This window comes from Streptomyces sp. NPDC096193 (genome assembly GCF_040302905.1).
In the GTDB taxonomy this organism is placed as follows: domain Bacteria; phylum Actinomycetota; class Actinomycetes; order Streptomycetales; family Streptomycetaceae; genus Streptomyces.
This window is the reverse complement of the sequence record NZ_JBEOSJ010000035.1, coordinates 45396-57527: the sequence shown is the minus strand read 5'-3', so window position 1 is coordinate 57527 and position 12132 is coordinate 45396. Positions and strand designations below refer to the sequence as shown.

Annotated in this window: 10 protein-coding genes; 4 read left to right on the top strand and 6 right to left on the bottom strand. The window is 70.0% G+C overall.

The window, feature by feature from the left end; genetic code table 11:
- The coding region (locus ABTX78_RS32925) for a hypothetical protein (RefSeq protein ID WP_352210446.1) at positions 1-193 on the top strand (193 nt) is incomplete at its 5' end.
- 150 nt (positions 194-343) lie between these two features.
- On the opposite strand, the gene ABTX78_RS32920 is transcribed toward ABTX78_RS32925, so the two are convergent.
- Entirely contained in the window at positions 344-1351 is a 1008-nt protein-coding gene (locus ABTX78_RS32920; RefSeq protein WP_352210445.1) for a stage II sporulation protein M, read from the bottom strand.
- Positions 1352-1473: 122 nt separating this feature from the next.
- Between ABTX78_RS32920 and ABTX78_RS32915 the strand changes: the two genes are divergently transcribed.
- A complete protein-coding gene (locus ABTX78_RS32915) occupies positions 1474-2532 on the top strand; it encodes an RDD family protein (RefSeq protein WP_352210444.1) in 1059 nt (352 codons plus the stop codon).
- A gap of 75 nt (positions 2533-2607) precedes the next feature.
- Here the strand turns inward: ABTX78_RS32915 and ABTX78_RS32910 are convergent, their stop codons facing one another.
- Together ABTX78_RS32910 and ahcY are read right to left on the bottom strand one after the other, a co-directional pair.
- Complete coding sequence (locus ABTX78_RS32910) at positions 2608-3222, bottom strand: hypothetical protein (RefSeq protein ID WP_352210443.1); 615 nt, start codon at positions 3220-3222, stop codon at positions 2608-2610.
- Between the two features lie 405 nt (positions 3223-3627).
- On the bottom strand, positions 3628-5085 hold the full coding sequence (ahcY, locus tag ABTX78_RS32905) for an adenosylhomocysteinase (protein WP_352210442.1): 1458 nt from the start codon (positions 5083-5085) through the stop codon (positions 3628-3630).
- A gap of 435 nt (positions 5086-5520) precedes the next feature.
- Between ahcY and ABTX78_RS32900 the strand changes: the two genes are divergently transcribed.
- Both ABTX78_RS32900 and lepB read left to right on the top strand, forming a co-directional pair.
- A complete protein-coding gene (locus tag ABTX78_RS32900; protein ID WP_502994036.1) occupies positions 5521-7626 on the top strand; it encodes a fructose-specific PTS transporter subunit EIIC in 2106 nt (701 codons plus the stop codon).
- 135 nt (positions 7627-7761) lie between these two features.
- Positions 7762-8472, top strand: coding sequence for a signal peptidase I (lepB, locus tag ABTX78_RS32895; protein ID WP_365937894.1), 711 nt, complete (start codon positions 7762-7764; stop codon positions 8470-8472).
- Between the two features lie 146 nt (positions 8473-8618).
- On the opposite strand, the gene ABTX78_RS32890 is transcribed toward lepB, so the two are convergent.
- From ABTX78_RS32890 to ABTX78_RS32880, 3 genes are all read right to left on the bottom strand, one after another.
- Entirely contained in the window at positions 8619-9599 is a 981-nt protein-coding gene (locus ABTX78_RS32890; protein ID WP_352210439.1) for a cation diffusion facilitator family transporter, read from the bottom strand.
- A 98-nt stretch (positions 9600-9697) separates the two neighbouring features.
- Positions 9698-10873, bottom strand: coding sequence for a mannose-6-phosphate isomerase, class I (gene manA / locus ABTX78_RS32885; RefSeq protein WP_352210438.1), 1176 nt, complete (start codon positions 10871-10873; stop codon positions 9698-9700).
- 118 nt (positions 10874-10991) lie between these two features.
- Positions 10992-12128: an SIS domain-containing protein gene (locus ABTX78_RS32880; protein WP_352210437.1), complete on the bottom strand. Its 1137-nt coding sequence runs from the start codon at positions 12126-12128 to the stop codon at positions 10992-10994.
- Between the last annotated feature and the right edge of the window lie 4 nt (positions 12129-12132).

Genomic DNA, 12132 nt, shown 5'->3' with positions numbered 1-12132 from the left:
CTTCCCTTCGGTCTTGCGTTTCCAACCCTACCAGATTCTTTTTCCGTTCCGTTTCCGGTGGAGTTTGAATCCGATGGCCGATTGGAGTGGCCTTTCGCCTTTCGGCTGCACCGACTTTATCAGAAGCATTTCGGCTGAGCTAATCAGCCTGAGTGATCCGGATAGGGAGTCGATTGGCTCTGCGGAAATTTGAATTTCCGTTGAGAGCGAGAGAGACGTTATCAACTGCTCTCGGCCTTGTCCAGTCCGAGGCAACTACCAAAATCTACCTCCCCGCATCTGCCGTGTCAACGGTTTTTGCGGGCGGAGAGGACAGTAGCAGGTCAGGCGGGGCAGACGCACATCACGCAGCGACCGGGAGCTCGGCACTGCGGTCGGTTTCGTCGACATCGCCGGTGTCGCCGGCCCGAGCCGCTCGTCCGCCCAGGACGTAGACGTATGCAAGGAAGGCCACTTCAGCGACGATGCCGATGGTGATGCGGGCCCATGTGGGCAGGCCGGACGGGGTGACGAAGCCTTCGATCACGCCCGACACGAAGAGCACCAGCGCCAGGCCGATGGCCATTCCGAGTGCGGCGCGCCCTTGCTGGGCGAGGGCCGTCCGGCGGGACAGGGAGCCGGGGTCGATCAGCGTCCAGCCGAGCCGCAGGCCCGTGCCCGCCGCTACGAAGACAGCGGTCAGTTCGAGAAGACCGTGCGGCAGGACGAGACCCAGGAACGTGTCGAGACGGCCGGCGGAGGACATCAGGCCGATGCCGACGCCCAGATTGAGCATGTTGAGGAACAGGATCCAGATCACCGGGAGGCACAGGAAGGCGCCGAGGGTGAGGCACATGGCGGCCGCCTGAGCATTGTTCGTCCAGACCTGGGCGGCGAAGGAGGCCGCGGGGTGGCTGGAGTAGTACGTCTCGTACTCGCCACCCGGTTGCGTGAGCCGGCGCAGTTCCTCGGGGGCGGCGATCGCGGACTGGACCTCGGGGTGGGCGCCGATCCACCACCCGATGATCGCGGCGAGGAGGGTGGAGAGGACGGCGGTCGGTATCCACCAGTGACGAGAGCGGTAGACGGCAGCCGGGAAACCGGCGGTGAGGAAGCGGACCGCGTCGCGCCAGGTGGCTCGCCGGGTTCCGGTGACCGTGGACCGGGCCCGGGCGACCAGCTGCGTGAGGCGGCCGGTGAGGACCGGGTCGGGGGCGCTCGACTGTATGAGGGACAGGTGCGTGGCGGTGCGCTGGTAGAGCGCGACGAGTTCGTCGGCTTCGGCGCCCGTGAGTCGGCGGCCTCGGTGCAGTAGGTGATCCAGGCGGTCCCACTCGGCACGGTGGGCGGTCACGAAGACATCGAGGTCCATGGTCGGCTGCTGCTCCAGGCACTGGGGTGCGTACGGTTCGTACTACTGCGGCGCGCTGCGGATCAGCTTGGCAGACTGGTGAAGCAAGGGGCAGGGACGGTCGACGGCGGAGGGCGGCAGCGGTGAGTGCGCTAGTGACGGGGGACGCGGTCGTACTGGGGCTGCAGTCGGCGAAACTGCCGAGTCGGGCACTCGCCATAGTGATCGACCTCGTGGTCGTGTGGGCCGCTTATCTGTTCATCTCGATCGGCCTCGCCGTGGCGACGGCCTCACTCGACGAGGCAGCCGTCATGGCGGTGTCGATCGCGACGTTCCTGCTGGTCCTGGTGGGTGCGCCGATAGCCGTGGAAACCCTGAGCCACGGGCGCTCCCTGGGGAAGCTCGCCTGTGGACTGCGGGTCGTGCGGGACGACGGTGGGCCGATCCGGTTCCGGCACGCGCTGGTGCGCGGGGCGATGGGCGTGGTCGAGATCCTGATGTCGTTCGGGGTCATCGCCTGTATCGCGTCGCTGGTGTCGGCGCGGGGCCGGCGCATCGGGGATGTGTTCGCGGGGACGCTGGTCGTACGGGAGCGGGTCCCGGCCACGCGTGGGAATGTCCTGCCGCCTCCGCCGCCGTGGCTCATGGGCCGTTTCGCGGAATTGGACCTGTCGGCGGTACCTGATCACCTGTGGCTGGCGATACGGCAGTACCTGACACGGATGCGCCAGTTGGACCCTGCGGTGAGCTGGTCGATGGCAGAACGGCTGGCAGGTGACCTGGCCGAACGCACGGGGGCGCCCGCGCCGCAGGGTGTGCCTCCGGCCGCCTATCTGGCCGCTGTGGTGAGCGAGCGGCAAGCACGCGACGCACGACGGGCCTTCGGGGCAGGGGGCGTCGGAGGTGCCCCGATGACCGGGGCCGGCCAGATGCAGGCGGCAGCACCCGCTCTCGGCTCCCCGGCCACGGGGGCGAGTGGCGTTGCTGGTGCGGCTGCTGCTGTTGCTGCGGGGAGCGTTGTGGCCCCTGGTGCAGGCTGGATCCTTGGTGGCAGTGAGACTGCTGGTTCTCGGGCGACGCCGGCGGCGGTCGCGCTGACCAAAGAAGCTCACCCCCACACCCCGACCGAGCCGACCCGTGGTGCTGGTGAGCGCGCCGACGGCGGCGCATCGCAGTCGACGGGCTTCGCTCCGCCCGCGTAGGGGCGGGCGCCCCGACCAGAAGCAGCAACCGGGCCGGCCGCGGCAGACTTCCGCAGGCCTGCCCGTGATCGTTCGTCAGGGCAGGACCGACGGTGGCGTCTCGAGGTCCTCGAGTTCGATGCCGGGCGCCGCGAGAACCACGTCCCCCGCGATGTACACCGCGTGCTGCTCCCCCGTGTCCAGGGCGCTGACCTGGTATTCGTCCACGGTCAGAGGGCCATTGTCAGTGGCATGCGCTTCACTCTTCACCAGGGCCCAGGACTGATCCACAGTGCGGGGGGCGAGGACTGGGTCCGTGAAGGCGACCAGGCGGACGCGCGTCGCCGGGGAGCCGGGGGTGAGGTGCAGCAGGCGGGCTGTGGCGATGAGAAAAGCGGGGGAAGTGCCGGTGAAGGCGTGTGCGCGGACATTGCCTTCGGTGGCATCAGTGCCGGTGGGGTCGGTGCGGACCCAGGTGACGCCGTCGAGCGCGGCGCCGCGGACCTGCCAGCTGGATGCGTGCAGTTCGAGACGGATGGGACGGCCGAGTTCGTCGAGGGCGAGGTCGACGGAGCCGGCGTGGTCGCCGGAGGGGGTGGTGATCTGCGAGACGTAGCGCCAGCCGGACGGACCGGGGGCGCATTGGAAGTGTTCGTTGCCGAGGGGGGTGTGATCGTGCGGATCGTGGAGCGAATAACGGCCGCGGGGCATGGGGGCGTCGGTGTCCTTGGGCGGTGAGGCTCGTGCCGGAGAGCCGGAGCCGTTCGGGGGGCGTACGGGGCAGGCCCCCGACACGGGGGTGCGGGGGCCTGCCTGGAACCGCTGCCGGCTGTGCTGTCTGTTGGCCACGGGCGGCTGACTGCCGCATGCGACGAGTGAGGCGTGACGGCCACCTGGCCTGCGGCAAGTGGTGTGACGGCCACCTGTCGCGGAGCTGTCCGGCTGCCGCCGTCGGAGACGGCGCAGCTGCCGTCGGCTGCCGGAGGGTGTCCGGCAGCCGTCGGCCGCCGGAAGCTGTCCAGCGCCGCCACGGGCCGGTCCTGTCCTCAGGTCCGACCTACGGCCGACTGCCCACCCGCGCTGTCCAGGGGGCAGCCGACCGTGGCCGGCAGACGATCAGTAGCGGTAGTGGTCCGACTTGTACGGGCCCTCGACCTGCACACCGATGTACGAGGCCTGCTCGGGGCGGAGCGTCGTGAGCTTCACGCCGAGCGCGTCCAAGTGCAGCCGCGCGACCTTCTCGTCGAGGTGCTTCGGCAGCACGTAGACGTCGGTCGGGTACTCCTGCGGCTTGGTGAAGAGCTCGATCTGCGCCAGGGTCTGGTCGGCGAAGCTGTTGGACATCACGAACGAGGGGTGACCCGTCGCGTTGCCCAGGTTCAGCAGACGGCCCTCCGACAGCACGATGATGACCTTGCCGTCGGGGAACTTCCAGGTGTGGACCTGGGGCTTGACCTCGTCCTTGACGATGCCCGGGATCTGCGCCAGGCCGGCCATGTCGATCTCGTTGTCGAAGTGGCCGATGTTCCCGACGATGGCCTGGTGCTTCATCTTGGCCATGTCGGCGGCCATGATGATGTCCTTGTTGCCCGTGGTGGTGATGAACAGGTCGGCCGTGCCGACGACCTCGTCGAGCGTGGTGACCTGGTAGCCGTCCATCGCCGCCTGGAGGGCGCAGATGGGGTCGATCTCGGTGATGATCACGCGGGCGCCTTGGCCGCGGAGGGACTCCGCGCAGCCCTTGCCGACGTCGCCGTAGCCGCAGACGACCGCGACCTTGCCGCCGATCAGGACGTCGGTGGCGCGGTTGATGCCGTCGACGAGCGAGTGGCGGCAGCCGTACTTGTTGTCGAACTTGGACTTGGTGACCGCGTCGTTGACGTTGATCGCCGGGAAGAGGAGGGTGCCGTCGCGGTGCATCTCGTACAGACGGTGAACACCGGTGGTGGTCTCTTCGGTGACGCCGCGGATCTCGGACGCCAGGCGGGTCCACTTCTGCGGGTCCTCGGAGAGAGTGCGGTTCAGCAGGCGGAGGATGTAGGCGTACTCCTCGCTGTCCGCGGTGGCCGGGTCGGGGGCCTCGCCGGCCTTCTCGAACTCGACGCCCTTGTGGACCAGGAGCGTGGCGTCACCGCCGTCGTCGAGGATCATGTTCGGGCCGCCGGTGGGCGTGCCGGGCCAGGTCAGCGCCTGCTCGGTGCACCACCAGTACTCCTCCAGCGTCTCGCCCTTCCAGGCGAAGACCGGGACGCCCGCGGGGCTGTCCGGCGTGCCGTTGGGGCCGACCGCGATCGCGGCGGCGGCGTGGTCCTGGGTGGAGAAGATGTTGCAGGACGCCCAGCGGACCTCGGCGCCGAGGGCGACCAGGGTCTCGATGAGGACGGCGGTCTGCACGGTCATGTGCAGCGAGCCGGTGATGCGAGCGCCGGCGAGCGGCTGCTGCTCGGCGTACTCCTTGCGGATCGACATCAGGCCGGGCATCTCGTGCTCGGCGAGGGTGATCTCCTTGCGGCCGAAGTCGGCGAGCGAAAGATCGGCGACCTTGAAGTCCTGGCCGGTGGCGACAGTCGTCATGGGCGAGCTGCTCCTCGTGGTGTGGGTCGAGGTGGGTACGGCTGGCTCTGCGGCGGCGGACACAGGAATGCCCGGGCCACTCGCAGCGCAGTCCGTCGGAGGCCCTCTCTCCCTCGGTCGGTCCGTGAGGACCGCCCGACCGCCATCAGCAGCGACGTCTGAGTCTGGTCACGAATCTACACCGATCCCTGCGGTCGACCCCAGCCCGCCCCGGGGCGGGATTCGGCCACATCCCAGGGCCCTTGTCCCTTGAGTGCCGGGCGACCAGGGCTTTTGACGTGGCGCAAACGTGGTGCACGATGCTGCGGGATCGGGAATCTGCACGATCTGCGCCACAAGCGTTAGGAGAAACACGTGACCAGTCCGGAGAGCGAGAAGCGGAAGGTCAGGCTTCTCGCGGTGACCGCCTGTCCGACCGGCATCGCGCACACCTACATGGCCGCGGAGAAGCTGGCACAGGCCGCGGAGGCGCTCGGCGTCGAGATCAAGGTGGAGACGCAGGGCTCCATCGGCGCTGAGAACGTCCTTACTGACAACGATGTCAGAAACGCTGACGGCATCATCATCGCCGCCGACAAGGACGTCGACCGCAGCCGTTTCGTGGGCAAGAAGGTGCTGGCCGTCGGGGTGGCCGAAGGGATCCGCCACCCGGAGCGTCTGATCGAGCAGGTGCGGAGCGCGCCCGTGCACGCTGCGGGCAGCGGCAGTGGCGGCGGACCGGTGGTCGGCGGACCGAGGGCGGCCGGGGGCGGCAAGGAGCGCAGCATCGTCTACAAGGCGCTGATGAACGGCGTCTCGTACATGATCCCGTTCGTGGTCGTCGGCGGACTGCTCATCGCGATATCCCTCGCACTCGGCGGTGACGCGACGGCCAAGGGCTATGTGATCCCCGAGGGGACCTTCTGGGCGGATGTGAACGCCGTCGGTGTCATCGGCTTCGAGCTGATGATCCCGATTCTGTCCGGATACATCGCCTACGCGATCGCCGACAGGCCCGCGCTGGTGCCGGGCATGATCGGTGGCTGGATCGCCGGGCACGGGGAGTTCTACGACTCCGAGGCGGGCGCCGGGTTCATCGGCGCCATCGTGACCGGGTTCCTGGCCGGATATCTGGTCCTGTGGATCAAGAAGGTCAAGGTTCCCAAGTTCGCGCAGCCGATCATGCCGATCATCGTGATCCCGATCGTGGCGACGACGGCGCTCAGCCTGTTCTTCATCTATGTCATCGGCGAACCCATCGCCTGGGTGTTCACGCATCTCACCGACTGGCTGAGCGGGATGACCGGAACCAGTGCGGTACTGCTGGGTGCGCTGCTGGGGCTCATGATCGCGTTCGACATGGGCGGGCCGGTCAACAAGACCGCGTTCCTCTTCGGCGCCGGGCTCATCGCGACCGGCAACCAGACCGTCATGGGCATGTGCGCAGCCGCGATCCCGGTGATGCCGCTGGGTCAGGGGCTCGCCACGCTGATACGGCGCAGGCTCTACTCGCAGCAGGAGCGCGAGACCGGTATGGCGGCACTGTTCATGGGCATGTTCGGCATCTCCGAGGGCGCGATTCCGTTCGCTGCCGCCCGGCCCGCGCAGGTGATACCGGCGAACATGCTCGGTGGTGCGGTGGCCGGCGCGATCGCCGGTGTCGCCTCCGTCGAGGACGCCGTACCGCACGGCGGACCGATCGTGGCGGTGCTCGGCGCGATCGGCGGGGTGCCGATGTTCTTCCTCGCCGTGGCCGTCGGCACCCTCGTCACGGCGATCACGACGAATGCGCTGATCGACATCAAGGAGCGCGGCAGCCGCGGTCAGGCGGCACTCGCGACGGCGGGAGCCGGAGCCGCACCCGCAAGCGGGACCGGGCCTCTCGTACCCGAGCCGGTACTCGCCGACGCGGGGTCGGGCGTCGGCACCGCGGCCGTACGCACGAAGGCACCCGCCGCTCCCCCGGCGGCCTCCGGCGCCACCGCGCCACAGGCCGGCCCCGAGACCGGGACCCATGCCGAGGCCGCGCCAGAGCCCGGGAGCCAGGCCGAGCCCGGGACCCAGGCCGAGTCCGCGCCCGAGGCCGGGACCGCGGCTGTCGTCGACGAGGTGCTGTCCGGGTATCTCACCGGGCGGACCGTGAAGGTACGGCTGGAGGCGCAGACCAAGGACGCCGCCATCCGCGAGATGGCCGCGATGCTCGCCACCACCGGGAAGGTCGCCGACCTGGAGGCGCTGGTGGCGGCGGCATTCGTCCGTGAGGACCAGGGGTCCACCGGGCTCGGCGAGGAGATCGCCATTCCGCACGCCAAGACCGATGCGGTCACGGCGCCGGTGGTCGGGTTCGCCCGGTCGGCCGAGGGCGTCGAGTGGGGGTCGCTCGACGGCACGCGGGCCAAGTTGATTTTCATGATCACCGTGCCGGAGGCGGCCGCGGGTGACGAACACCTGCGGATCCTCGCGATGCTGTCGCGCAAGCTGATGGACACCGGCTTCCGCGAGCGGTTGTCGACGGCTCCCGACGAGGCGGCGGTCCTCGCGGTGTTGCGCGAAGTTCAGTAGCCGTACGCCTGCCCGCACAGGTGCGTGCAGGAGCAGGCCGTAACCATGACTGAGGGCCATGCACCCCGGGCCCCGCGCGGGCATCGCGCGGGGCCCGGCCCGTGCGGGCCGGGGGTGGCGACGTGGGGGGACCACATGAGAAGGAGACGGCCGAAGCGCCGGCTGCGAGTTGCCGGGTTAGTTCTGCTGGCAGTCGGCCTGCTGGGGACGACGGGGACGCTGGTGCCGCTCTTGGGGTACTCGGTGCGCGCGGCGAGCGGCGATTCGATGACGCCTGGGTATGCGCAGGGCGACGCCGTCTTCTTCGACGAGGCGGGCCCCGATGACGTACGGCGTGGCGACATCGTCCTGTTCCGCGCTCCGGCGCCCGTCGACCAGGAGACGATGAAGCGGGTGGTGGGCGTCGGCGGGGACTCCGTCGCCTGCTGCGACAGCGGTGAGCGGGTCACCGTGAACGGGAAGCCGCTGCGAGAGCCCTACCTCAGGGACGGGGACGCGGTCGGCGGTGCGCCTCCGTACGACGTGAAGGTGCCGGACGGGCAGGTCTTCCTGCTCGGGGACAACCGTATGGATTCCCTCGACTCACGCTTCTTCGAGGGCGGCGGCACCGTGCCGGTGGGGGCGGTGAAGGGCCGCGCGGACGACACCGCCGTGCCGGTGCTGCTGATCGTGGGTGTCGTGGTGTCGGGCATGGCACTTCTGGCCGGAGCAGGCCTCGGGTTGGCCGACTGGGTAACGGGGCGGCGGCGGCGTGCGCGGCCGGCTGGGCAGTTCACCGGGCCGCCTCCCGGCGCCCCGCCGGCTGCCCCGGCCCGACCCAGACCGCCTCGGCGCTCAAAAAGGTGACCTGGTGACCCGGAAAGGTGACCTAAAGAAGAGGCATGCGCAAGAAGAGGGAAGCAACGGTTGGGCCCCCGGACCACAGGGTCCGGGGGCCCAACCGTTACGTATGCAGGATGCCGTTCGCGCGCCCGAGGGGTCAGGCCGAGGTGTCAGTGCGACCCGTCCGGGGCCGGGCCGTCGCCCGGGGACTTCGCCGGGTTCACACCCGCCTCGGCCGCCGCCGCGTCGTAGATGTCCGGCTCCAGGTAGATCACGCGGGCGATCGGGACGGCGGCGCGGATGCGGTCCTCGGCGGCGTTGATCGCATGGGCGATCTCCGTGGCCGTGTCGTCGTGCTCCACCGCGACCTTCGCCGCGACCAGAAGCTCCTCCGGACCGAGGTGGAGGGTGCGCATGTGGATGATGCGCGTGACCACCTGGCCGTCCACCAGGGCCTTCTTGATCTTCTCGACGTCCTCGACACCGGCCGCCTCGCCCAGCAGGAGCGACTTCGTCTCCGCGGCCAGGACGATCGCGATGGCGATCAGCAGGACACCGATGCAGAGCGTGCCGATGCCGTCCCACACGCCGTTGCCCGTGCCCAGGGCGAGGCCGACGCCGCCGAGCGCCAGGAACAGACCCACCAGCGCGCCCAGGTCCTCCAGCAGGACGACGGGGAGCTCGGGCGCCTTGGCCCGCCGCACGAACTGCGTCCACGACAGCGCCCCGCGGACCGCGTTGGACTCCTTGATGGCCGTACGGAAGGAGAACGTCTCGGCGATGATCGCGAAGACGAGGACGCCGACCGGCCAGTACCAGGCCTCGATCGGGTGCGGGTGCTTGATCTTCTCGTAGCCCTCGTAGATGGCGAACATGCCGCCGACCGAGAAGAGGACGATGGAGACGAGGAAGGCGTAGATGTAGCGCTCGCGGCCGTAGCCGAAGGGGTGTTGCGGGGTCGCCTCGCGCTGGGCCTTCTTGCCGCCGAGGAGCAGCAGACCCTGGTTGCCGGAGTCGGCGAGCGAGTGGACGCTTTCGGCGAGCATCGACGACGAGCCGCTGAACAGGAACGCCACGAACTTCGCTACCGCGATTGCGAGATTGGCGGCCAGTGCCGCCACGATCGCCTTGGTTCCGCCTGACGCGCTCATGTGTGCGGGATGTCCCTTCGTCCTGACGTCGGTCGCCGGTTCGGTTTTGCCCGGTCTTTGCGGTGCGCCATTGTTGCAGCACCGGAAGGCGGGCGGCGTCAGACCACCACAGTGGCGCGGAAGAGGGTTCCGGTACCGCCCCTGGTGCCCGCGATCTCCGTCTTGTCACCTGCGGGGACGAACACGGACTCCCCCGGTGCGAGGGCCAGTTCGCCGACGGTGACGCCGCCCGCGGTGCAGAGCAGGATCTGCGGGGTCGGCGCGGTGATGTCGCGTGCGGCCGCTCCCGGCGCGAGAACGAAACGCGAGAGACGGAACTCGTCGGTGGGGGTGTCGTACAGCTCCTCACCGGACGGGGAGGCTTCCGGGCGCAGTACGCCGGGGTCGCCCGCCTCGAAGCGGACGATGCGCAGCAGTTCGGGGACGTCCACGTGCTTGGGGGTCAGTCCGCAGCGCAGGACGTTGTCGGAGTTTGCCATGATCTCGACTCCGAGCCCGTTGAGATAGGCGTGCGGAACTCCGGCGCCGAGGAACAGGGCCTCTCCCGGCTGCAGTTGGACGTGGTTGAGCAGCATCGCGGCGATGACGCCCGGGTCGCCCGGGTAGTGGCGGGCGATGGCGGCGTACGGGATGTAGGGACCGCCGAGCCGTTCCGCGGCGAGCGCGGCCGCGTGCACGGTCTTCGTCATCTCGTCGGGGTCGGCGGTCAGCACCGCGGTCAGGACTTCGCGGAGCGCGGCCTCCTCCGGGGTGGCGTGCAGCAGGTCGACGTACGGCTCCAGCGTGTCGACGCCGAGGCCGGCGAGCAGTTCCGCGGCGTCCAGCGGGTCCCGGAATCCGCACAGTCCGTCGAACGGCGTGAGCGCGCAGATCAGTTCGGGCTTGTGGTTGGCGTCCTTGTAGTTGCGGTGCGGGGCGTCGGCCGGGACGCCCGCGCTCTCCTCGGCGGCGTAACCGGCCTTCGCCTGTTCGAGGTTCGGATGCACCTGGAGGGAGAGCGGGCCGCCCGCGGCGAGGATCTTGAGGAGAAAGGGGAGACGCGGGCCGAACTTCTCGACGGTCGCACTGCCGAGTTCGCCGGCCGGGTCGGCGGCGATCACATCGGACAGCGCGCGCTCGCCCGCCTCGCGGGTGAGACGGGACGGCGCGCCCGGGTGGGCGCCCATCCACATCTCGGCCTGCGGCTCACCGGTGGGTTCGATGCCGAGCAGCTCCGGGATCGCGGTCGTGGATCCCCAGGCGTAGGGGCGCACGGTGTTGGCGAGGCGGTCCATGATCTTTCGGCTTCTCCCTGCTTCATTTCCGTACTGCGGTGGTGCGGTGGAACGGCGGTGCGATGGAACGGCGGTGCGGTGAATCGGTGCTGCGATGGATGCGGTGGATGCGGTGGTGCTACGCAGGGTGGCCCAGCGCCGCGAGCGCCAGGTAAACAGCGGCGAAATCGGTGACGGCGAGCAGCTCGGCGATCGATTCGAGCTCCGAGCCCTCCTCGGGTTCCAGCTCGCTGATGGGGGTGTCGTGGCTGAGTGCCAGTTCACGCGCCGTGGGGGCTGCGGTCAGACCGCCGACGGGCCGGTCGCGCAGCAGGACGACCCGGGCGCGCAGTGCCTGCGGCTCCTCCACCCGGTCGCGGAAGAAGTCGTCCGGGTCGGCGCCGGCGGCGAAGTCGCTGACGAGGAGCCCGCCGTGTGCCGGGAGCGCTTCGGGCAGTTCGGCGGCGAGTGCGGGGCATCCGGCCAGCTCGGCCAGCACGGCGGCGAACCGTCGGCCCACCGGCGCCGCGCCCCCACCCTCCGTCCAGACCAGCGGAAGGCTGTCGGCGAGCTCGGCGGCGAGCGTCTTTGCCGGGTTGCTGTACGTGGCGATCGCCGGGCCGCAGCGCTCGGCGGTGCGGTCCAGACGTTCCGCCACCTTCTCCAGGATCTCCGCGGGAGCCTCCAGCAGCCCGACCCGGTCGAGCAGGGCCAGCAGCGGTGTGAACAGCGCCCACAGCGCGCCGGGGCTCGCGGCCTGCGTCTCCTCGTACAGCTCGTGCGGGGCGGTGGCCATCGGGACGACCATGCCGTGCGTACCGTCGACGGCCTCGGCGAGCGGTGAGTTGCGCGGGGCGACGGCGACGACGGTGGCACCCCGGCGGTACGCCTGCTCGGCGAGGAGCGCGAGGCCCGGTTCGCTGCCGTCGGTGGTGGCGATGAGCAGCAGGTCCACCGATCCCGCCCAGCCGGGGAGCGCCCAGCGCAGCGCGCCGGCCGCGGGTGCGACACCGGTGGGATGCAGGCGGGTGACGGGGGCGAAAGCACCGGCGAGTGCGCCGATCAGATCAGCGACTCCGGTGGCGGCGTGTCCGGGGCCGGCGACGAGGACGGCACGGGGGCGGCCCTCGGGCTTCAGCTCGGAGATGCCGGCCTCGGCGGCGTGCCGGGCGGCGGTGCGGACCCGCGCCCCCGCCTCGGCGGCGCCACGGAGCAGTCCTCGGCGATCGGCACGGGCCAGGGCTTCCGGATCGTCGAGGAGCGACTCGTCGAGCATGGGA